At 70.7% G+C, this 21,225-nt stretch carries 20 protein-coding genes; 8 read left to right on the top strand and 12 right to left on the bottom strand.

Going from position 1 to position 21,225, the window contains the following annotated elements; translation table 11 throughout:
• The first annotated feature begins 286 nt into the window (after positions 1 to 286).
• Complete coding sequence (locus tag ACIBAE_RS15560; RefSeq protein WP_399285367.1) at positions 287 to 1,144, top strand: hypothetical protein; 858 nt, start codon at positions 287 to 289, stop codon at positions 1,142 to 1,144.
• Here ACIBAE_RS15560 and ACIBAE_RS15555 read toward each other — a convergent pair.
• The 3 genes from ACIBAE_RS15555 to ACIBAE_RS15545 form a co-directional block, all read right to left on the bottom strand.
• The gene (locus ACIBAE_RS15555; RefSeq protein ID WP_399285304.1) at positions 1,135 to 1,980 is read right to left on the bottom strand and encodes an aldo/keto reductase; all 846 of its coding nucleotides are present in this window, start codon (positions 1,978 to 1,980) and stop codon (positions 1,135 to 1,137) included. The two genes, ACIBAE_RS15560 and ACIBAE_RS15555, sit on opposite strands and share 10 nt — an antisense overlap.
• A complete protein-coding gene (locus ACIBAE_RS15550; protein WP_399285302.1) occupies positions 1,914 to 3,125 on the bottom strand; it encodes a JmjC domain-containing protein in 1,212 nt (403 codons plus the stop codon). Before ACIBAE_RS15550 ends, ACIBAE_RS15555 begins: the two co-directional genes overlap by 67 nt.
• Positions 3,126 to 3,215: 90 nt before the next feature.
• The gene (locus tag ACIBAE_RS15545) at positions 3,216 to 3,371 is read right to left on the bottom strand and encodes a hypothetical protein (RefSeq protein ID WP_157853303.1); all 156 of its coding nucleotides are present in this window, start codon (positions 3,369 to 3,371) and stop codon (positions 3,216 to 3,218) included.
• A 745-nt stretch (positions 3,372 to 4,116) separates the two neighbouring features.
• Here ACIBAE_RS15545 and ACIBAE_RS15540 point away from each other — a divergent pair.
• Positions 4,117 to 5,475: a hypothetical protein gene (locus tag ACIBAE_RS15540; RefSeq protein WP_399285300.1), complete on the top strand. Its 1,359-nt coding sequence runs from the start codon at positions 4,117 to 4,119 to the stop codon at positions 5,473 to 5,475.
• Here the strand turns inward: ACIBAE_RS15540 and ACIBAE_RS15535 are convergent.
• From ACIBAE_RS15535 to ACIBAE_RS15520, 4 genes are all read right to left on the bottom strand, one after another.
• The gene (locus ACIBAE_RS15535) at positions 5,445 to 5,978 is read right to left on the bottom strand and encodes an NUDIX hydrolase (protein ID WP_399285298.1); all 534 of its coding nucleotides are present in this window, start codon (positions 5,976 to 5,978) and stop codon (positions 5,445 to 5,447) included. The genes ACIBAE_RS15540 and ACIBAE_RS15535 overlap by 31 nt on opposite strands.
• A 592-nt stretch (positions 5,979 to 6,570) precedes the next feature.
• On the bottom strand, positions 6,571 to 7,419 hold the full coding sequence (otsB, locus tag ACIBAE_RS15530) for a trehalose-phosphatase (RefSeq protein WP_399285297.1): 849 nt from the start codon (positions 7,417 to 7,419) through the stop codon (positions 6,571 to 6,573).
• A gap of 122 nt (positions 7,420 to 7,541) precedes the next feature.
• Positions 7,542 to 7,826 carry a DUF3263 domain-containing protein gene (locus ACIBAE_RS15525; protein ID WP_399285295.1) on the bottom strand — a complete coding sequence of 95 codons (285 nt, stop codon included), beginning with the start codon at positions 7,824 to 7,826 and terminating at the stop codon, positions 7,542 to 7,544.
• A gap of 12 nt (positions 7,827 to 7,838) precedes the next feature.
• Positions 7,839 to 9,059 carry an extracellular solute-binding protein gene (locus ACIBAE_RS15520; RefSeq protein ID WP_399285293.1) on the bottom strand — a complete coding sequence of 407 codons (1,221 nt, stop codon included), beginning with the start codon at positions 9,057 to 9,059 and terminating at the stop codon, positions 7,839 to 7,841.
• A 323-nt stretch (positions 9,060 to 9,382) separates the two neighbouring features.
• Between ACIBAE_RS15520 and ACIBAE_RS15515 the strand changes: the two genes are divergently transcribed.
• From ACIBAE_RS15515 to ACIBAE_RS15505, 3 genes are all read left to right on the top strand, one after another.
• Positions 9,383 to 10,372, top strand: coding sequence for an ROK family protein (locus tag ACIBAE_RS15515; protein WP_399285292.1), 990 nt, complete (start codon positions 9,383 to 9,385; stop codon positions 10,370 to 10,372).
• Complete coding sequence (nagA, locus tag ACIBAE_RS15510) at positions 10,372 to 11,526, top strand: N-acetylglucosamine-6-phosphate deacetylase (protein WP_399285291.1); 1,155 nt, start codon at positions 10,372 to 10,374, stop codon at positions 11,524 to 11,526. The genes ACIBAE_RS15515 and nagA overlap by 1 nt, the downstream gene beginning before the upstream one ends.
• 232 nt (positions 11,527 to 11,758) lie before the next feature.
• Entirely contained in the window at positions 11,759 to 12,751 is a 993-nt protein-coding gene (locus ACIBAE_RS15505) for a ketose-bisphosphate aldolase (RefSeq protein ID WP_399285290.1), read from the top strand.
• On the opposite strand, the gene ACIBAE_RS15500 is transcribed toward ACIBAE_RS15505, so the two are convergent.
• Together ACIBAE_RS15500 and cdgB are read right to left on the bottom strand one after the other, a co-directional pair.
• Positions 12,752 to 13,735 (bottom strand): carbohydrate-binding protein, encoded by a 984-nt coding sequence (locus ACIBAE_RS15500; protein ID WP_399285288.1) that lies wholly within the window; start codon positions 13,733 to 13,735, stop codon positions 12,752 to 12,754.
• 135 nt (positions 13,736 to 13,870) lie between these two features.
• Positions 13,871 to 15,613 (bottom strand): diguanylate cyclase CdgB, encoded by a 1,743-nt coding sequence (gene cdgB, locus ACIBAE_RS15495; RefSeq protein WP_399285287.1) that lies wholly within the window; start codon positions 15,611 to 15,613, stop codon positions 13,871 to 13,873.
• Between the two features lie 362 nt (positions 15,614 to 15,975).
• On the opposite strand from cdgB, the gene ACIBAE_RS15490 reads away from it, so the two are divergent.
• Positions 15,976 to 16,542: a flavin reductase family protein gene (locus ACIBAE_RS15490; protein WP_399285286.1), complete on the top strand. Its 567-nt coding sequence runs from the start codon at positions 15,976 to 15,978 to the stop codon at positions 16,540 to 16,542.
• Positions 16,543 to 16,728: 186 nt separating this feature from the next.
• On the opposite strand, the gene arfB is transcribed toward ACIBAE_RS15490, so the two are convergent.
• Positions 16,729 to 17,160 carry an alternative ribosome rescue aminoacyl-tRNA hydrolase ArfB gene (gene arfB / locus ACIBAE_RS15485; protein WP_399285285.1) on the bottom strand — a complete coding sequence of 144 codons (432 nt, stop codon included), beginning with the start codon at positions 17,158 to 17,160 and terminating at the stop codon, positions 16,729 to 16,731.
• A gap of 191 nt (positions 17,161 to 17,351) precedes the next feature.
• Here arfB and ACIBAE_RS15480 point away from each other — a divergent pair, with 191 nt between their 5' ends.
• Positions 17,352 to 17,927 carry a TerD family protein gene (locus ACIBAE_RS15480; RefSeq protein WP_399285283.1) on the top strand — a complete coding sequence of 192 codons (576 nt, stop codon included), beginning with the start codon at positions 17,352 to 17,354 and terminating at the stop codon, positions 17,925 to 17,927.
• An 88-nt stretch (positions 17,928 to 18,015) separates the two neighbouring features.
• On the opposite strand, the gene ACIBAE_RS15475 is transcribed toward ACIBAE_RS15480, so the two are convergent.
• Entirely contained in the window at positions 18,016 to 19,404 is a 1,389-nt protein-coding gene (locus ACIBAE_RS15475) for a M1 family metallopeptidase (RefSeq protein WP_399285282.1), read from the bottom strand.
• 188 nt (positions 19,405 to 19,592) lie between these two features.
• On the opposite strand from ACIBAE_RS15475, the gene ACIBAE_RS15470 reads away from it, so the two are divergent.
• On the top strand, positions 19,593 to 20,090 hold the full coding sequence (locus tag ACIBAE_RS15470) for a hypothetical protein (RefSeq protein WP_399285281.1): 498 nt from the start codon (positions 19,593 to 19,595) through the stop codon (positions 20,088 to 20,090).
• Positions 20,091 to 20,452: 362 nt separating this feature from the next.
• On the opposite strand, the gene ACIBAE_RS15465 is transcribed toward ACIBAE_RS15470, so the two are convergent.
• Entirely contained in the window at positions 20,453 to 21,124 is a 672-nt protein-coding gene (locus ACIBAE_RS15465; RefSeq protein WP_399285280.1) for a pentapeptide repeat-containing protein, read from the bottom strand.
• Between the last annotated feature and the right edge of the window lie 101 nt (positions 21,125 to 21,225).

The following is a 21,225-nucleotide window of genomic DNA, read 5'->3' as shown; positions in this document are numbered from 1 at the left end:
TGTCTCAGCAACTCCGAACTGCACCAGAGGCCCTGTCTTCATGCACGAACACGACCAAGTTCACCCGCCCCCGCAGCCACTTTCGATCACACCGCACTCAAGATCGATAGGACAACGGCTTCTTACCCACCTGCCAAAGCCGCTCCGGCCGGCCGCGTGGGCGAGGCGGGCGCTGTCTCAGCAGCGGTCGAAGGAGGGGCGGGAGTTGATGCACCGGGCGTTGACGAACGGGTCGTGTTGGACAGCCCGCTCCTGCTACGGTCATCCGTTCGCCGAGGAGGTCATGATGACTGTTTCCCTGCCTGTCGCTGCCCGAGTGGACCTGCGCTGTCAGCCGGTCGAAGACGTGCTGGAGCGAGTGGAAGAGGCTCTGCACGTGCGGCTGGATCGGGAGGCACTGGTACGCAAGCGCCGTTCCTTGGGGGGCCGTACGGAGCGGGGCACGTGGGTGCGTATCGAGCGGCGGGGATTCGAGCGGATTGGCCCGCAGGGCTGGAACGGGACTGAGGCCGCTGCCGTGCTGCAAGGGGTCGCGATGCCCGAGTGGTACCAGGGCGTGGCGTGGCGTGAGTCGGGCGAGCCGGTGATGTGGCGCGCAGATGAGCTGGAGCTGATTCCATCGCCGTCTATCGGCAAGGGTGCCCTGGTGCTCGAAGACCCGGACCTGCCAGCCGAGTGGTGGGAGGCGCTGAACGCTTCGCTGAACGCGCTTGCCTCACAGCAAACGCCCCGGATCGCGACGCCGGACACGGTGACGATCACGCAGGAGCAGGTGACCCAGACCCTCGGGGCGGTCTTCCCCGGGGTGGCCGATACGCGGATCGAGCGGTGGGCGCCGGCTCATGCGGACCTGACCTGGGCCAACGTGATGGGGCCGGAGTTCTCCCTCATCGACTGGGAGGACTGGGGCATGGCACCCCGGGGCCTGGACGCCGCGACACTGTGGGGCAACGCGCTTGCCGTCCCGGGGCTCGCGGACCGCGTCCAGCAGGAGCGGCGCGCGGACTTGGAGAGCCGGGACGGCAAGTTGATGTCACTGTTCTTCCTGGCGAAGATCGTCGGACCCCACGCGTACGAGGAGGATCCGTTGCTGGCGCCGGCCCGGAAGGAGGCCGAGCGTCTGGTGGCCGAGCTTCAGCTCTGACGGAGCCCGTGGAGGGCGCGCAGGTACTGACTGACGGCGGCGGTGTCCACCTCCGTGCCCAGGGCCCTGACCAACTGGGCCAGGTGCCCAGGGTCGTCGGTACCCACCGCCATCGCGGAGACGCTGGGCAGATGGAACGCGGTCCGGAACGCCGCCTGCACGCGGGACAAGCCATCGTGGGGCGGTCGGAGGAACGGCCGAGGATCGAATTCCTCCCACACCTTCCTGTGGCCGCCACCGAAGGGGCTCATGCCCCAGGTCTCGCCCGCCTGCCAGGCAGTACGCAGGACGGTGGTGGCGTCGAGGAGGTCGATGCCCACGAGGAACCCGGCCCGGACCATGAGGACGTCCGGAGACGGCAGGTCGTACACCTGGACCGTGCCGAGTGGCCCGGGGTCCCAGGAGGCCACACCCCAGACGCTGCACAGACCGTCGCGGGCGGCATCGGCCAGGGCGGTGCAGGCATTGCCGAGGAGGGCATGGCCATCGGCAGGGGACAGGCCCCCGAGGCTCCGTTCGGGGTTGTGGAGAAGCACGGTGTCAGGTTCCCTGCCGAGCTCCTGGGTGGCCTTCTCGATGGCCAGCCGCAGCCGGCCAGGATCGAGGGAGTGCTCAGCACTTCCGGCGCTCGGGAAGAAGCCCACCTTTGTGGAGAGGGCGAACTTCGGCAGCAGATCGGCCGCCGTCTCGGCCAGTACCACGTGCGAACGGAAGCCGAAGTAGGGAGCCGCGGTGTCCAGGGCGGTGACGCCGAGGTCGAGTGCGGCCGTCAGGACGTCCCGGTGGTGACGAGACCGGTGTAGGCCGAGGACAAGACGGGGGTCAGCTCCGTGCACAGTTCCTCCTTCAGCAGGATCCCGGCGAGCTGTGCCACGTCCACGCCGGTCTTCTCGGCGGCGTCGGCGATGTCGACGGGGTGGCCGCTCAGCAGCAGGGCGAGGGCGGGGCACGCCTTGCCGGCGAACGTGAGCTTCTTGCCCGCGGCGAGTACGTCCACGGTGTCGTGGTGCTGCTCGATCACGGGCTCGAAGTCGGTGACGCACACGACGGCCCCGGGCTTGCCGAACAGGCCGGTGGCCGGGACGTGCCGGGCGGCCAGGCGTTCCCGCTCGCGGACATCGAAGAAGTCCTGCGGAGTCAGCTTCGTAGCCAGCTCGGCGACGGCGTCGGCCAAGAGCTGCTGCTGTCCCTCCCACTGGCCGGGGGAGTTCCAACGGCCCAGGTCGTAACGGAAGAGTTCCTGCGTGCGGGCCTGGTCGGCGAGCCAGGCGAGCCAGTTCACGCCGACGCGCTTCACGATGCCGAAGGTGGCGTGGAGGCTGTAGCCGTCGCCCTGGTCGTCGCGGGTGGCCTGGTGCCAGAAGCCGCGCGGGATGTGCATCACGTCGCCGGGCTCCATGACGCCCTGCCAGACGATTACCTCGCTGGGCTCGGCGGTGGTGGCGGAGTCGCGGTACATCGGAACCTTGCGCGAGGTGCCGCGGACTTCCCAGCTCTTGCGGCCGGCGAGCTGGACGATCAGGGTGTCGTGGTCGTCCCAGTGGAGCCTGAAGCCACTGGCGTCCTGAGTGGTCAGGTACGCGTTCACCTGCACCAGCTCGCGGGCCCACCACTGAAGCGCGCGGCAGGTGGCCTCCATGGCCGGGTCGAAGAAGTCGACCTCGTCCAGGACCATGGTGCAGCCTTCGCGCATCAGCCCGCCGACGCGGCGCATGTCGGCCATGGGGATGGCCTGTCCCCGCCGGGTGACGGAGGGCTGGATGTAGCGGCCGGGGTGCAGTTCGGCCCCGTCCTGGAAGATGCGGAACTGGGGCGTGGTGACGCTGCGGCGCATCACCAGGTCCAGCAGCTTCCTGGGGTTGAGCAGGCGATCGAGCAGATCGAGGTCCTCGATCGTTCCCCGGGCGAAAGCGGTTCCGAGTTCACCGGGCCCGTCCCAGCCGAGGGCCTTTTCCAGTGCGGTGACGAAGTGGTGGTCCACGTGTTCCTCCGGTCGGCGTCATGGGCGTGGGGCCCGGGGACCCGCCGTGGATGACGGGCCCCCGGTTGGTGCTGTGGGATGCTGGTGGTGCTACTCCTGCGGGAGGTTCAGGCCGTCGCGGTTCTCACCGTCATCGCCCGCGGAGGTGCCGGTGGAGTCGGACTCCGCCGCCGCAGCGGTGAAGCGGTCCTGGACCTTGATCAGGCTCTCGACGCCGATCAGCAGGTCTTCCTTCTGTGCTGCCATGTGTGTCTCCAATTCCCGGAAGTCCAGGGCCGACGGGTGCCGGCCCAGCCCCGATGGGGCGTGCCTCACCAGCCCGGTTGTTTCCGGGCCGGTGGGGAGACGGGGGTGGCGTGAGGCCACGGATCGAGCGAACGCGGGATTCATGCCGGAAGCCGGCTGCTGGTCAGCGGCCGGGATCACCAGCGATGGCCAGGGTGACCACCAGGACGGTGACGGCAGCGGCATAGAGGAGCACGGCGAAGTGTTGGCGCCAGCCCCACGCAGCTCGACCACGTACCCGGGGATCCCGTTCTAAGGGAGCTTTCAACATTGGAAGGCGGCCACTACGCCGCCCCCGGCGCGATGGATGCCGGCTGAAGGGCACGGACCGACGACGAGGTACCGCCACAGCGGGGGCACTCGCACGGGGGATAGCGGCCGGGGTTCGAGAGGATGTCGAACGGGTCGCCTTCCAAGACCCGTGTGCTCGGCGACCACGTCCGGCCCGAGTCCCGCGACACCCGAATGCTCATCAGGACGCGGGGCTCTGTGCCCAGGTCAGGGGTTTTCTTGAGGGCCGTTCGCTCTGTGTCAGGAGTGCCCGCCGAATCGTTCAAGGCGGTCGTCCTCGGTCGCTTCGCCATGTCCAGAAGGATCGCGATCAGGACGCTGGGCCAGAAAGGCCCAGCGGATTACCCAACTTGGGTAGCATCACGGTCGGTTGAGACCTTGAAGCGATCCGTAGTCTTCCTCCGGAGCGTGCCCGATGCCCGAGACACGTCGTACGAAGGAACTACCAGTAAGTCTGCTCACCGAGCCCGAGATGATCGAGGCGTGCCGCGTGCGCGACTTCGCAAGGGTCTTTCGCCTGGTGAAGACGCGGGCGGGCATCTACCCGTCGATGATCGCGCGGCAGTGCGAGCTGACGCCGAGCCGAGTGGGTGAGGTGATCGCGGGTCAGCGGCAGCTCCTCCACATGGAAGTGATCGAGCGGATCGCCGATGGATTGCGCATCCCGGGTCACATGCTCGGGCTTGCCCGCCGCACGTGGGAGACGCCGGCTGTCTTGGCCGTGGCCGAGCGGGAGAGGCCGGAGTTCGGTCACCTGCCCGGTGAGTCGAAGCCACTCAGCGCCTTACCGGGCGTGGAGGTGGACAGCATCCTGGCTCTGGCCGCCGGGACCAACCCGAGCCCATCCACGCTGCACGCCCTGCGTTCTTCGATCGAGGACTACTGGCGTCGCGACGACGAGCACGGGGGCGAGACACTCCGGCCCGCTGTCGTCGGCCAGCTGCGATACGTCGAGGGGCTGCTGAAGGACCAACGACCGACGCCGATCCAGCACGGCCTGTACGGCATCGCGGCGGAGCTGGCGCGGCTGACCGGGTGGACGTACTTCGATGCTCGGCAGTACCACCAGGCCCGCGCGTACTTCTCGGAGGCTCTTCAACTGGCCCGGGAGATTGACGACCACCCATTCATGGCCAACGTTCTGGCGTGCATGAGCCTGCAAGCGACCTACCAGGACAAGCCGGCGGACGCCCTTGCTCTGGTGTCTGCTGCCCAGGACCAGGCCCGAGCGGCCATCGGCACGACGCCGAGAGTCCGGGCCATGCTGGCCATGCGTGAGGCGTTCGCCCACGCGACCTTGGGTGACCGGACCGCGACCCACACCGCGATCTCCGAGGCGCACAGTCAGTACGGCCGGATCAAGGGGGACGACCCGGACCCGGCATGGGTGACCTACTTCGACGAGCCGAAGCTCATCGTGGACACGGGCATCGCTCACGGCCGTCTCGGCGAGGCGGCGATCGCCGAACCGTTGATCGCGGATGCGCTGGAGCGGGAGGACCCCGCGAACCAGCGGGGTCGGGCGTTCCACGCCTTCTGGTTGGCCCGTACGCGGCTCCAGCGGGGCAAGCTCGACCAGGCGTGCCACACGGCGATCGAGGCACTGGTACCCGCCGCAGCCGTGTCGTCCGAGCGGTTGACCGGGCACCTTCGCGAGTTCTACGAGCAGCTTGCGCCCTATCGCGAGGTGCCGGCCGCGGTTGCCTTTGAGGCCCACCTACGCGCGATGCTTCCCCCGCAGGGTCAGCGAACCCCTTCGTCCATCAGGACGTAGAGGAGGCCGACGAGGGAGCCGCTGCTGACGATCTCGCGGCGGTCGATCATGCCCCGGATGTTCGCCAGGGGAATCCACTCGATCCGGTCCGACTCGTTCTTCTCGGTCGGCGGCCCGTCGTACGTGGCGCCGTCGGCGCGGAACAGGTGGTGCTGGGAGTCCGTGATGCCGTTCGCCGGTTCGGCGTAGATCAGCGGCTTCATCGGGCCCGGACGCCAGCCGGTCTCTTCGAGGACTTCGCGGGCGGCAGCTTCACCGGGGGTCTCATCCGCCTCCACCAGGCCCATGGGCAGTTCCCAGGCCCACGCGTCTGTGATGAACCGGTGGCGCCACATCATCAGGACCTCTTGGCGGTCGTTGATGACAGCGGCCACGGCCAGGTGGCGGAGCTTGACGACGTGGTGTTCCCAGCGGTGCCCGTCCGGCGTCTCGACGTCGGTGAGCCACAGGTTCACCCACTTGTTTTCGTAGATCGGACGTTCACCGTGGATCTTCCACTGCATCGCTGCGGCCCCTCTCGATCGGCCTCCAGCATCGCAGAGCCGTCACAGAGCAGTCCCTGAGTTCGGAAAATCGTGTCAGGGTGACGAAATGGGGGGTGTTACCCGCCGAGCTGCTTGAGGAAGTCCGTGACAAACTTCTCGACTTCTGACTTCTGGGTGGTGTCCTGGACATCGAGACACTTCTGCGATGGATGGCAGCGCCTCGATGTAGCTGATGCTCATCCCGCGGTCTCGAGCGGTCGCGGTGCGCATGGCATCTGCGATCCGTCCGAGAACGTCGTCGGTGAAGCGAGACAGTAGGTGTGGCTCGACCTCCAAGAGGGCCTTGTACATGTCGATGCCGAAGTCTGTTTCCCAGAGGATCAGGCGCACTGTCGTTACATCGGCGGCAACGTCGGCGGCTTCAGCGTCGCCCAGGCGATGGAGGAGAATGGCAGCGGCGCCGAGTGCCCGTTCACCACGAAGTCGATCGGCTTCGTCCTGAGACAAGCCCGTTCGGGTCCGAGAGGATCGCGTCCAGCGAGCTCAAGTCTTCACCCATATGCCAGAGTCTGAGTAGGGTCAGGTCAGGATCAGGTCAGCGGGCCGCAGGTCAGCGGGCCGTCGCCGCTCGGGCCAGCGCCGCCAGGAAGTCGACCACCGCCGCCGGGCCCTGGAGGCGCAGGTCGGCGCGGTCCGCCAGGTCGGGGACCTCCGTGCCGCTGCACACGAGCAGGCCCGGAAGGCCGTCGGAGCGGAGCTTCTCCACCGCCGCGTACGCCGGGAGGTCGCCCAGGTCGTCGCCCGCGTACAGGACGGTCTCGGCGCCGGTCTCGTGTACGTACTCCGTCAGCGCGACGCCCTTGTCCACGCCGGGCGGGCGCAGCTCCAGCACCATGCGGCCCGGTTCGACGATCAGGCCGTGGCGGGCCGCCAGACCGGTCAGCGGGTCGCGCAGCGCGTCGAAGGCGGCCCCGGGGTCGGCGGCGCGGCGGGTGTGGACCGCGAACGCCTGGCCCTTCTCCTCGATCCAGGCGCCCTGGGAGACACCCGACCGGTCGAAGATCGAGGGGAGTTCGGCGCGGGCCGCCGCCACGCCCGGGTGCGGGGCGGGGGCGCTGACGGTGCCGGTGGCCGCGTCCCAGCGCTCGGCGCCGTAATGGCCCAGGACGACGAGATGCTCCAGGCCCGGCACTCCGGCGAAGCCGCCGTACTCGACCGCGACCCCGGCGGGACGGCCCGTGATGACCGCGACGGACGCCACGTGCGGCGCGAGGGCGGCGAGGGCCGGGACGGCGCGCGGGTGGGCGCGGGCCGAGGCGGGGTCGGGGACGATCTCGGCGAGGGTGCCGTCGAAATCGAGCGCGACGACGGCTTTGCCGGGCCGGGCGAGAAGCGCGGCCAGGCCGTCGGCACCGGCGGACGTGGTCGGACTCGGCAGGGGATTCGCGTTGCTGCCCATGCCTCTGACCCTATCCGCGCATCCGGCTCGCAACCATGAACGGCCGGTGGATCCGGGCGACACGGCCGGCTCGGCGCCGCTCTCCGTGCTGCTTTCGGCGCTCACAGCGCTGCTTTCGGCGCTCAGCGCTGCCTTCTGTGCTCGGCCCTGATCCTGCGCAGCCTGTTCACCGTCACGGGGTCGTGCTCGGCGGCGCGCGGATCGTCCAGCAGCGCGTTCAGCAGCTGGTAGTAGCGGGTCGGCGAGAGGCCGAGCCCCTCCCTGATGGCCCGCTCCTTGGCGCCGGGGCCCGGCCAGCCGCGCGCTTCCATGGCGAGCACGGCGCGGTCCCGCTCGGACAGTTCGGCGGGACCGCGTACGTCGTCGGGGCCTCCCCGGTCGCCGGGGTCGGGCGGGTGTGCGGTCATATGACCGACACGCTACTCGGCGGCCTCCGCCTCCGTCGCGTCCCGGGCGATCAGACCGAGCACGTTCCGCGGATCCGCCCCGGGCTCGACCGCCTTGCCGATGTTCTTCTTGACGCTCTCGCTGACGCTCGCCCAGGAGTTCTTGCCGTACGGGTAAAGCTCGGAGGTGGACAGCGCCGCCAGGAAGCCGGTCAGGTGCTGGTACTTCGGGTCGTCCGCCATCGCCTCGCCGGCGCTGTAGGTGACCGGCAGCAGGTTGTACTGGCCGACGAAGTCGAGGACGTTCTTGTCCTCGTACACGAAGTCCAGGAACGTGCCGATCTCCTGGCGGTGGCCGTTCTGCTTGAAGGCCATCATCCAGTCGGCGACCCCCATCGACGCCGTGGCCTTGTCGTTGATGCCGGGCAGCGGGACCGTTCCGACCTTGATGCCGGCCTTCTCGGCGTCCTGCATGAGCGTGGGGTGGCCGTTGAGCATGCCGACCTGGCCGCTGGTGAACGCCTTGAAGGCGGTGGTGCGGTCGAGCTTGCCGGGGGCGATCGGGCCGGTCAGCTTCTTGCCGACGAGGTCCTTCTGGAGCCACTCGAAGGTCTTGGTGTTCTGCGCCGAGTCGATGTTGTACGAGCCGTCGGCGGTGTCGGTGTAGCCGCCTCCGCCGCTCAGCAGCCAGATCATGGTCTCGGCCTGGGACTCCTCGGAGCCCAGCGGCAGCGCGAAGGGCGTGGTCACGCCCTTCTTCTTGAGGGCCTCGGCGTCGCTCCGGATGTCGTCCCAGGTCTTCGGGGCGGTCAGCCCGGCGTCGTCGAAGAGCTTCTGGTTGAAGAAGAGCAGCCGGGTCGACGCGATGAACGGCAGCCCGTACTGGATGCGGTCGACCTTGCCCGCCTCGGACAGCTGGCTGAGGAAGTCCGACTGGGTGGGAACGGAGAGCAGTTGGTCGGCGCTGTAGAGCTTGCCCTGCTTGGCGTAGTCGGCGTAGGAGCCGATCTGCGCGATGTCGGGGGCCCTGCCCTGCTTGACCATCTCTTCGACAGCGCTGTCGATGGTCTTCCAGGAGCGGACGTCGACATCGATCGTGATGCCGGGGTGCTTGGCCTCGTACTCCTTGGCCAGTGCCGACCAGTAATGCTCGGAGCCGTTGGCCGAGCCGTTGCCGTAGTCCGCCGCGACGAGTCTGAGGGTGACGTCCCCGGAGCTTCCCGTGCCGCCGCAACCGGCCAGCGTCATTGTCATGCCCAGTGCGGCTATTGCCGCCGTCACTCCGAGAAAGCGCCGTCGCACAGCTCTGTTCCACCCTTTTTGATTCTTTGCGTGTGTTGCCGCTCGCGAAGTCCACGACGCCCGTGGCGACCGCCACCCCGTCACTCCTCGTGAGCAAACTGTGATTTTCCCCCATCCGAAGGCGGGGGGCCATACGGAGGCGGTTGCGCTTCGGCAACGGCTACCCCGTGATCACGTTCGTACTCCTGTCGCATGGCAGCTCGTTTGTATGGCCGCGCAACAATTTCAGGACAGTGGACTAGACCTTTCACCGTTCCACGCGGGACACTGTCCTCGTGAGACACGTCATCGCCCTCGATGTGGGCGGCACCGGCATGAAAGCCGCCCTGGTCGGGGCGGACGGCACGCTGCTGCACGAAGCGCGGCGGCCGACCGGCAGGGAGCGCGGGCCCGACGCCGTCGTCGAGACCATCCTCGGCTTCGCCGCCGACCTGCGCGCGTACGGCATCGAGCACCTCGGCGAGAGCGCCGTCGCCGCCGGGGTCGCCGTCCCCGGCATCATCGACGCCGAGCACGGCATAGCGCGGTACGCGGCCAACCTCGGCTGGCGCGACGTACCGCTGCGGGATCTGCTCGCCGCGCGGCTCGGGGACGTCCCCGTCGCGCTCGGGCACGACGTACGCACCGGCGGTCTCGCCGAAGGGCGGCTCGGCGCGGGCAAGGGCGCCGACCGGTTCCTCTTCGTCGCGCTGGGCACCGGGATCGCGGGCGCCATCGGCATCGCCGGGACCATCGAGGCCGGCGCCCACGGCTCGTCGGGCGAGATCGGCCATGTCGTGGTCCGGCCCGACGGACCGGAGTGCGGCTGCGGACAGCGCGGCTGCCTGGAGACGCTCGCCTCGGCCGCCGCCGTGACCCGGGCCTGGGCCGCCGCGAGCGGCGACCCGGGGGCCGACGCGGCCGACTGCGCGAAGGCCGTCGAGTCCGGCGACCCGGCGGCCGTACGGGTCTGGCGGGAGGCGGTCGACGCGCTCGCCGCCGGCCTCGTCACCGCGCTCACGCTGCTGGACCCCCGCACACTGATCATCGGTGGCGGACTCGCCGAGGCGGGGGACACCCTGTTCACGCCTCTGCGCGCGGCGGTGGAGGAGCGAGTGACCTTCCAGAAGGTGCCCGGGATCGTCCCGGCGGCCCTCGGCGACACCGCCGGCTGCCTGGGCGCGGGGCTGCTCGCCTGGGATCTGCTCGCCGCACCGGCCGCACCGGTCACCGCGCCCGCCACCGCACCGCCCGCCGAACCACTCGTCACGGAGGTATCCGTCTGATGGCCGCACACGCCGAAAGCACCGTACTCACCGGGGCCCGGGTGGTGCTGCCCACCGGGACCGTGGAGGGCGGGCAGGTCATCGTCGAGGGCGGCAGGATCGCGAGCGCCGCCCCGGCCGGCGCCGTACGGCTCGACCTGCCGGGCCACTGGGTGGTGCCCGGCTTCGTCGATCTGCACAACCACGGCGGTGGCGGCGCCTCGTTCACCTCCGGCTCCGTGGACGAGGTCCTCAAGGGCGTCCGTACGCACCGCGAGCACGGCACCACCACGCTCGTCGCCTCCCTCGTCACCGGCGAGACGGACTTCCTCGTCCAGCGCGCCGGAATCCTCTCCGAGCTGGTCGAGGAGGGCGATCTCGCGGGGATCCACTTCGAGGGTCCTTTCATCTCGCCGTGCCGCAAGGGCGCGCACAGCGAGGCGCTGCTGCGCGACCCCGACCCGGCCGAGGTGCGCAAGCTGGTCGACGCGGCACGCGGCACGGCCAGGATGGTGACGCTCGCGACCGAACTGCCCGGCGGCATCGACTCCGTACGGCTGCTGGCCGAGCTCGGCGTGATCGCCGCGATCGGGCACACGGACGCGACGTACGAACAGACCGTCGAGGCGATCGACGCGGGCGCGACCGTCGCCACGCACCTCTTCAACGCGATGCCGCCGCTCGGGCACCGGGCGCCGGGGCCGATCGCCGCGCTGCTGGAGGACGAGCGGGTCACCGTCGAGCTGATCAACGACGGGACGCATCTGCACCCGGCGGCGCTGGAGCTGGCGTTCCACCGCGCGGGCGCGGGCCGCGTCGCCTTCATCACGGACGCGATGGACGCGGCGGGCTTCGGCGACGGGCTCTATCAGCTCGGCCCGCTGGCCGTCGAGGTCGAGCAGGGTGTCGCGCGGCTGGTGGAGGGCGGCTCGATCGCGGGCTCCACGCTGACGCTGGACACGGCGTTCCGGCGGGCCGCGACGGTGGACCGGCTGCCGGTCGAGGACATCGTCCGGTCCATCTCGGTCAACCCGGCGAAGCTGCTCGGGCTGTACGACAGGATCGGTTCGCTGGAGCCGGGCAAGGACGCCGACCTGGTGGTCCTGGACGCGGACTTCGCGCTCAAGGGCGTGCTGCGCAAGGGCGCGTGGGTGGTCGAGCCCCACGTGGGCTGACCCACGGATTCGCGGGAAGGCGGTCGGCCCGGACTCTGGGCCTGCCGCCTTCTTTTTGGCATGATCACCCCGGTAACCGGCCGCACGCGGCCGGAAGGCGCGCGTTCTCCGGGGGTGCGACGGATGATCCGGACGGTCTCACCCGACGTCGCGGCGGGCCGCGAGCGGCTGTCGCCCAGCCCGTTACGCACGGGCAGGACGGCCCCGGCCGCCAGGGAGACGTGGGGGGCGTATGCCACTCGTCAGCACCGGTGAACTCGTCACGGCCGCAGCGGCCGGGGGACGGGGCATCGCCGCCTTCAACGTCATCACGCTGGAGCACGCGGAGGCGATCGCGGCCGGCGCCGAGCGGGCCGGGATGCCCGCGATCCTGCAGTTGTCGGAGAACGCGGTGCGCTTCCACGGCGGCCGTCTCGGCGCGGTCGGCGCCGCCGTGGCCGCCGTCGCCCGCGCCTCCTCCGCGCCCCTCGCGCTCCACCTCGACCATGTCGAGTCGGTGGAGCTGCTGCGCGCCGCGCCCGCCGGGGGCTTCAGCTCGGTGATGTTCGACGCGTCGAAGCTCCCGTACGCGGAGAACCTCAAGGCGACCACAGAGGCCGTGCGCTGGGGCCACGACCACGGCATCTGGATCGAGGCGGAGCTGGGCGCGGTGGGCGGCAAGGACGGCGACCGGCCCCTGGACGCGCATGCCCCGGGTGTCCGTACGGACCCGGCGGAGGCCGTCGTCTTCGTCGCCGAGACCGGCGTGGACGCGCTGGCCGTGGCGGTCGGCTCCAGCCACGCCATGATCCGCCGCACGGCCACCCTCGACCACGCACTGATCAGCGCCCTGCGGGCGGCCGTGTCCGTACCGCTGGTGCTGCACGGCTCGTCCGGGGTGCCCGACACCGAGCTCCGCCGGGCGATCGCCGCCGGCATGGTCAAGATCAACGTCGGTACGGCCCTCAACACGGCCTTCACCGGCGCCGTACGCGCCTTCCTGGCCACCGACCCGTCGGCCGTCGACCCCCGGAAATACCTCGTCCCGGCTCGCGAGGCGATGGCCGGGACGGTGGCGGGAGTCCTGAGGGTGGTCGGCCGGGCCGCCGGGCGGCCGCTGCCGGAGCGCACGGACGACACGCGGACGGATGGCGCGCGGACGGACGGCGCGCGGACGGATGGCGCGCGGACGGATGGCGCGCGGACGGGCGGCCGGACACCGGCCGGCCCGCCGGTCCGCGACTGATCAGCCCTTGCCGTGACCGGCTGTCAGTTCGAGCTGGTCGAGATTGGCCTCGCACTGGTCGCCCTGCTCACAGGAGACCCTGATCGTGTTCGATCCCTTGGCGAGATTGACGTACGCGTAGGTGTTGGTCCAGCCCTTGTCCCAGGCGCCCTCGGGGGCATGGGCGAAGTTGGCCATGTTGATGCTCTGGGCGGGCGCCTTGTCGTTGATGGTCAGCGTCGTCTTCGCGTCCTTGCCCGGCACGCCGTACTTGATGTGCAGGGTGTACGCCCCGCCCTCGGGCACCTCGACGGTCCAGGTCGCCGCCGCACCGGCCGCGTTCAGCGACACGTAGGCGCCGCTCGCGCTCTTCGCGCCCGCTACATCGGACGCGGTGGACGCGGGGCCGCTGAGCTGCAGGGTCGCCGCGTCCTGCTTGGGCAGCTCGACCGGTTCCTCCTCCGCGCCGCCGGGCTCGTCGCCCGGCTGCTGGGACTGGTCGGCGGTCGGTGCGCCGGTCGGTGCCGTGTCGTTCTTCTTGTCGCCGTCACCGTTGGTCATGACGGCGACGGCGATACCGATCACGACCACCGCGACCACCGCGATCGCCCCGATCAGCAGGCCCTTGGTGTTGGGACCGCCGCCGCTGCCGCGCCCGCCGCCGCGCTGGGCCGGGACCTGACCGGTGCCGCCCGCGCCGTGCTGGGCGGGGGGAGCGCCGTGCTGGCCGCCCTGCTGCTGGCCGTAGGGCGCCTGGCCGTACGGCTGCTGCTGCGCCTGGCCGTACGGCTGCTGCCCCTGCTGCTGCCCGTACGGCTGCTGCGGGGCCTGCTGCTGCCCGTACTGGCGCTCGCCGACCGCCCTCACCTGGTTGTACGAGGTTCTGGGATAGCCGTAGCCGCCCTGGCGCCCCTGATTGGCCGCCGCCGCCTGTCCGTCCTCGTACAGATAGCCGAACGGGTCGTCGTCCTCGGGCGTGCTCGCGCCGTTGTTCCCGGCCGTCATCCCTGGTCACTCCTCACCATCTCGCCAGCGTCGCCGACCGGCCGAGCCTACCTCGGATGCACAAGCGTACCGGCGGCCCTTGACGCGATAACGGCCGCTGTGCGGCACACCGATGAACGTGCGAGGCCGGTCCGGCTAGCCCGCTCGCCGGTGCACCTTGTTCCGCGATCGCTTCTCGACGTACATCCGCTGGTCAGCGGATTGCAGAACTTCCTCGACCGACATGCCGCAGCTCGCCCAGCTGATGCCGAAGCTCGCGCCGACCCGGACCGCGCGCCCGTCGACCCTGATCGGCGGAATGATCGCGTTCCGCAGGCGTACGGCCAGGTCAGCGGCGTCCGCCGAGCCCAGACCGTCCGCCAGCACGACGAATTCGTCACCACCGAGCCGGGCGACGGTGTCCCCGTCGCGGACACCCGTGGTCAGCCGCCGGGCGACCTCGATCAGGACCTCGTCGCCGGTGTTGTGCCCGAACCGGTCGTTTATCGACTTGAAACCATCAAGGTCGCAGAAAAGGACCGCGAGGCCCTTCGTACCGTCTTCCGCGTCGCCGTCGTCACCGGGCGGGACCATGTGGACGTGGTGGTCGCCCTGACCGCCACCGGGGCCGAATCCGGCAGCCGGACCGAATCCCGCGCGCGGCCCGCCACCGCCTCGTCCGCCCGCGCCCTCCTCGTAGCCGTCGTACCCGTCATAGCCGTCGTACGCGTCGTACCCGGGCTCGTAGATGACGGTGCCCTCGTACCCGCCGTACGCCGCGTCCAGGGCCTCGACCGCCGTCTCCCGCATGGCGTGCGGCCGTGAACAGAGCCGGGCACTCAGGCGCGAGCGCAGCTCCGCGCTGTTCGGCAGGCCGGTGAGCGAGTCGTGCGAGGCGCGGTGGGCGAGCTGGAGTTCGCGGCTCTTGCGCTCCTCGATGTCCTCGACGTGGGTGAGCAGGAAGCGGGGGCCGTCCGTGGTGTCCGCGACGACGGAGTTGCGCAGGGAGACCCAGACGTACGTGCCGTCCCTGCGGGTCAGCCGCAGTTCGGCGCGCCCGCCCTCGGCGGAGGTGCGCAGGAGGGTGCCGATGTCCTCGGGGTGGACCAGGTCGGCGAACGAGTAGCGGCGCATCGCGGACGCCGGGCGGCCCAGCAGCCGGCAGAGCGCGTCATTGGTCCGCAGCAGGCGGCCGTGCTGGTCACCGCCCATCTCGGCGATGGCCATCCCGCTAGGTGCGTACTCGAACGCCTGCCGGAAGGACTCCTCGCTGGCCCGCAGCGCCTGCTGCTCACGCTCCAGCCGGACGAGGGCCCGCTGCATGTTCGCCCGCAGACGGGCGTTGCTGATCGCGATGGCCGCCTGGGACGCGTACATCTGGAGGGCTTCCTGCCCCCAGGGGCCCGGACGGCGGCCGCCGCGCGGCCGGTCGACGGAGATCACGCCGAGCAGTTCGCTCACGCCACCCGACGCGTACATCGGCGCGTAGAGCCGGTCGTGGGGGTGCCACTCGTCCTCGAAGCGCGGGTCGGGGCCTTCGGTGTACCACTGGGGGACGTCGTCCTCCTGGAGCACCCAGCCCTCGGTGTGCGGGATGAAGCGCAGGCTGCCCCAGCTCTCCCCCATCGTGAGCCGGCGCTCCCAGGAGGCGCGGGAGCCGACCCGGCCGGTGATCAGGGATTCCGCGGCGGCGCTGCCCGCGAAGGCGGCGACGACGAGATCGCCGTCGGCCTGGACGACATTGACGCACGCGAGCTGGTAGCCGAGCCCGGCGACGACGCCGTCGGCGACGGTCTGCAAGGTGTCCGCCAGGCTTCTGGCCGTGTTGAGTTCGGCGACGGCGTCATGCAGCTGTCGCAGGGTCGCAAGACGGACATACGGCTCCGACTCGGTCTCCATCGCTCGCTCTCCCCGAGACCTCGACAGCAACTCCAGGATTCTCATCGGCTCTCGTGTGGCACTGTCCCCGCCACTGAATCACAGCGAGCTGTCTGCCCGGTACACAGGGTCAACAAATACTGCACACTGTGAGTCAAGTCACATGAGCTGATGAACGGGACAGAGCGCCTGATGAGGGCCACTCCATACCTTTCAGGGACGCACATTTTGACTGCTCCTGGGGGCGCTCACCGGCGTGTTGCTGATAGGGCGACGCGCTGACCTGCGGAGTGCGCCCCGGGCCGGAACGAGGCAGGTCCTAGGACCAGCCTGGTCCCCTGGCCCGATGCGGTGGGCCGGCGGCCGGGGTTAGCGTCTCTCCCGTGCCCCAGACGACTTCCGCGACCCGTCCCCAGGCCATCCCCCATCCTGAGGGGGTGAGCGATGATGAGTTCCGCGCCGCCCTGTCCCGACTGGCCGCGGGTGTCGTGCTGGTGACAGCGCACGAGCCCGCCTTCAGCGCGGACGGCCCGCGCGGCGAGGACGCCGGCATGACCGCGACCGCCTTCCTGTCGGTCTCGCTGGACCCGCCCCTGGTGCTGGTCAGCGTGCGCAACGGCTCCCGGATGGACGACCTGCTCGCCGAGCAGCCGCTGTGGGCGGCCTCGCTGCTGACGGAGCGCCAGCGGCACATCGCGGGCCGGTTCTCCATGAAGGGCCGGATGAGCGACCGGCTGCTCTTCGAGGACATCCCGTCCCGGCGGGGAGAGGTGAGCGGCGCACTGCTGGTCGAGGGGTCGCTGGCGGCGCTGGAGTGCCGTACGGAACAGCGGGTCGAGGCGGGCGATCACACGCTGGTCATCGGCCGGGTGCTGGCGGCGGAACTGCCGAGCGGGGAGGACGGGCCACTGACGTACTTCAAGGGGAAGTACCGGAAGCTGGGGGCCTGAGCGGTCCTGGGCCTGGCGGGCCGGGCCCGGCGATTCCGGGGCCCGGCGGTCCTGGGGGCCCGGTCCGGAATGCCTGGCGGTCCCCGGTCCGTCGCGGCGTACGACCCGTCGCGGCGTACGGCCCGGTCGTGGCGTACGACCCGTCGCGGCGTACGGCCCGGTCGCGGCGTACGGCCCGGTCGTGCCCTACGACCAGTCGCGGCCCGTGCGGCCGCGCTTCGTCTCGCCGCGCTGCTTCTTCTCGCGCAGCCTGCGCTCGTTGATGCCGCGCGGGACCTTCGACTTACGGCGGGCACGCGGCGGTGGTGCCGTCGCCTCGGCGAGCAGGGACGCGAGCCGGACCAGCGCCGTCTCCCGGTTGCGCCACTGAGAGCGGTGCTCCGACGCGCGTACGGCGATCACCCCGCCCACCAGCCGGGTCGCCAGCCGCTCCAGCGCCCGCTCCTTCCACACCGGTGGAAGGGCCTCCGTCTTCGCGACGTCGAACCGGAGTTCCACCTGCGAGTCGCTGGTGTTGACGTGCTGGCCGCCGGGCCCGGACGACCTGGAGAAACGCCACATCAGTTCGGCCTCCGGCAGGGAGACCGAACCGCGGATGACATACGGGGGTCCGGACATGTCCCTATGATCTCGCGTCCGCGCCGCCACCGTCACCCGCTTTTCCGCGCCGCCGGGCCCGCCGTGATCCCGCAATCGGGTAAAGAAAGTAAAGCCGAACGGAACTACCCGGACCTCTGCCCGCGTTATGCCGGGTGACGGTAGCTTCGGGACGGTTCGAAGCCCGCACACGACAACGAAAGGGACATCCCATGGCTGTAAGCCTGTCCAAGGGTGGCAACGTTTCGCTCACCAAGGAGGCGCCGGGTCTGACCGCCGTGACCGTCGGCCTCGGCTGGGACGTCCGCACCACCACCGGCACCGACTTCGACCTGGACGCGTCCGCCATCGCGGTGACCGCGGTCGGAAAGGTCGTCTCCGACAGCCACTTCGTCTTCTTCAACAACAAGTCGACGCCGGATCAGACGATCGTCCACACCGGCGACAACCGCACCGGCCAGGGCGAGGGCGACGACGAGGCGATCAACGTCAACCTGGCGGGCCTGCCGGCCGACGTCGACAAGATCGTCTTCCCGGTCTCCATCTACGACGCCGAGACCCGCAGCCAGAACTTCGGCCAGGTGCGCAACGCGTACATCCGCATCGTCAACCAGGCCGGCGGCACCGAGATCGCCCGCTACGACCTGAGCGAGGACGCCGCCACCGAGACCGCCATGGTCTTCGGCGAGCTGTACCGCAACGGCGCGGACTGGAAGTTCCGCGCGGTCGGCCAGGGTTACGCCTCGGGCCTGGTGGGCATCGCCACCGACTTCGGCGTCAACCTCTGACACCGAAGGAAGCGATGAACCGGGTGGGCGTCAGCCCTGGCTGACGCCCACCCGCACCGTCCCCTCCCCACACAGCGTGCCTTCGCGGTCAGTCGCGCGCCGGCCTGCCGTCGCCGTACAGCCAGGTGTCCCACACCCCGCCGAGATCACAGCCCGCCTCCTGCTCCGCGTACGCCGTGAAGTCGCCCGTGCTCGCGTTGCCATGACGGTGCGTCCGTGCCCAGCCCCGGAGGATGCGGCGGAAGGTCCCGTCGCCGACGGTCTCCCGTACCCGGTGCAGGACCATCGCGCCGCGCCCGTACACCGGCGGCCGTGAGATGTCGGCCGCCGTGGGGGGCTCGGCCGGAGGGAACGCCCAGTTCCTGTCGTCGCCGTACGCCTCGTCGAAGCTCCGCCGGACCGGCACCCCCCGCGTGTCCGCCTGCCAGAGCCACTCCGCGTACTGGGCGAAGCCCTCGCTCAGCCACATGTCCTGCCAGGAGGCGGGCGTCACCGAATTGCCGAACCACTGGTGGGCCAGCTCGTGGACCAGTGTCCCGGCATCGACAGGACCGGGGAGGAAGGGCCTGGTCTGGGTCTCCAGGGCATACCCGGAGTCGTTCCGGCGGCCGATGATCACACCGGTGGAGGAGAAGGGGTACGGCCCGAAGGTCTTCTCCGCCCACGTCATGATCCCGGGAAGCGCGGCGAGCAGCTCCGCGCTGTCCCCGGCCACGGACGGATCGACCGCCGTGTACGAGGCCGTGTGCCCCTCGCCGCCCGGCGTCTCTTCCGTGTCGTACGGCCCGATGGCGACCGTGGCGAGGTAACTGGCCATCGGCTCCGCGCAGTGCCAGACGAACGTGGTCCTGCCGCCCCGTGTGCGCGAGCCGCGCGGCTCGCCGTTGGAGACGGCCTTCAGCCCGGCGGGCACGGTGATCCGGACGTCGTACGCCGCCTTGTCACTCGGATGGTGGTTCCCCGGGAACCACGCCATCGACCCGGCCGGCTCGCCGAGCGCGACCGCCCGCTCCCCTCCGCCGGGCCTCAGCCACCCCTCCTCCGACGCGTCGGGGTCGGTGACCGGCCGGGGCGTGCCGGAGTAGCGGACGACGGTACGGAAGACGTCGTCCCGGCCGAGGCCGGTGCGGGGGCGCAGCGTGAGTTCCGTGCCGGCCCGGCGGGTGGTGGCCGGCGCGCCGTCCACGGTCACGGAGTCGACCGTCATCCCCGCGAGGTCGAGGTTGAACGCGCTGAGGTCCCGTGTGGCGCGGGCGGTGATCTCGGCGGTGCCCGTGAGCCGCCCGGTGGCGGGAGTGTAGTCGAGGGTCAGCCCGTAGTGCTGGACGTCGTAACCGCCGTTGCCGAGCCCGGGGAAGTACGGGTCCCCCACCCCCACGGCCCCCGGCCGGCCGCGCACCCCGCCATCGGCGGCGCACCCGCCGAGGACGAGCAGGGCGAAGGCTGTCGCGGCGGCCAGGGAGGAGCGGTGGTTCACCCGACGATCGTAGGTCCCGGTGCCGGAGCGTGCCGGTACCGAGGCAGGGGCCCAGGCGGGCGCGCCCAGGCGGGTGCCGAGGCAGACACCCAGGCAGACACCCAGGCAGGCGCCCAGGCGGGCGCGCCGAGGCCGGGGCCGGAAGACCGCGGCTCGCCCGGGGGCGCCGTCGTGACACCATCGAGTCCGTGCTCGACATCGGCTACTCCCTCTCCCGGCGCTTTCCCGACCCCCCGCAGACCGACTACCGCCTCGCGGACGTCCGGGCGCTGCGTCATGACCTCTTCTGCGGGGACGTCTACCTCGCGGACACCAGCGCGGACCGCGAGGTGTCCACCTCCTGGGGGTGGGTGCCGGTGCTCGACTTCGCGTGGGCGCTGTGCGACATCGTCGAGCAGATCGACCGCGACCCGCGCGGCAGCCGCTCCTCCAAGCCGCAGTTCGCCGAGCTGGACTTCACCGAGTCGGCGGACCGGATGCTCTTCCAGCGGCGCTTCGGCTGGGTGGACGTGGAGGCGGACTGGATGCCCGGCGACGAGCCGCCGATCACCTTCAGCCACCGGCTGCTGCGCCGTGAGTCCCGCGACTTCCTGCACGATCTGATCGCCGACCTCGCCGACATGCACGAGGGTCTGACCGACAATCCGATCGTCTGGGACCTCCAGTCCCGCTTCCCTCGCGTCTGACCAGGGACGATGTAGGGCCCACGCAGCTCCCCCACGCCCTGGTCACAGGGTCCACCCACCGGATTCCGCATCGGCAGGCGTACAACGCGCGGCGCCGGGCACACGAGGTTGTGCCGGGACACGGCCGGGAAGCGGGCGACCGCTTCCTCCCCCCACCGAGGCTGTGTCTTTGGAGCTCCACGAAGGCCCCGACCCATCCCCCCAGGTCGGGGCCTTCGGAATGCCCGGCCCCCGTCACCGGCCCTCACCCGGCCACCTCACCGCATCACGCCCGGCATCCCGCCCGCGCCAGGACCCGCCCCGGCCCGGCACCGCCCGTCCCGGCACCGCCCGTCCCGCCCGTCCCGCCCGGCCGTCCCGGCTCAGTCCTCCACCCGCACGCCGATCTGCGCCGCGAACGCCGGTGCCAGCTGGAGCAGCTGGGCCGAATTGATCACCGCGCCCGCCAGCCGGTCGAGGCCGCGTGCGATGTCCAGCTCGGCGACCGACCGCAGATCGACGTCCTTCATCCGCGCGCCGCTGAGGTCCGCCCGCCTGAGCGCGCAGTCCCGGAACTCGACCCGCTCCAGCTCCGCTCCCCCGAAGTCCGCTTCCGACAGGACGCAGCCCTCGAACACCACGTCCTTCAGCCGGGCCGTGCGCAGATTCAGATAATCGATCTTCCCGCCCCGGAACAGCACCCGCTCCAGCACCGCCCCGTGCATCTGCGCCCCGCCGAGCCGGGCGTCGACCACCTCCACATCGCGCAGCGACACGCCCGCCAGATCCGTACCCACACCGCGCACGCCGCTGAGCACGCAGTCGATGAACCGCGCGCGTCCCAGCACCGTCCCGTCCAGCCCGACCCCCCGGAGCGCGCAGTCGATGAACCGCGCGCCCCGCCCCACCTGCCCGGCCAGGTCGACGTTCTCGAACTCCAGCCCGTCGTAGTCACCGTCCGGCTCCAGGCCGCCGCCGTACGGACTCAGCGGCGGCAGGCGCACCTCGGCGCGCCTCGCCGCGGAAACCCCGCTCTTCGTCGTCTTCCGTGCCATGTCCCCATGGTGGCCTACGCCACTGACAACACGCCCATGCCACGGCTCACTCATGTCACCGAGGCGCCACGCTCCGGGAAAGGCCGTCCCGGAGCACGGGA

The sequence above is a fragment of the Streptomyces sp. NPDC051569 genome (assembly GCF_044454085.1).
Lineage (GTDB): Bacteria > Actinomycetota > Actinomycetes > Streptomycetales > Streptomycetaceae > Streptomyces.
This window is presented reverse-complemented; position numbering and strand designations above follow the sequence as displayed.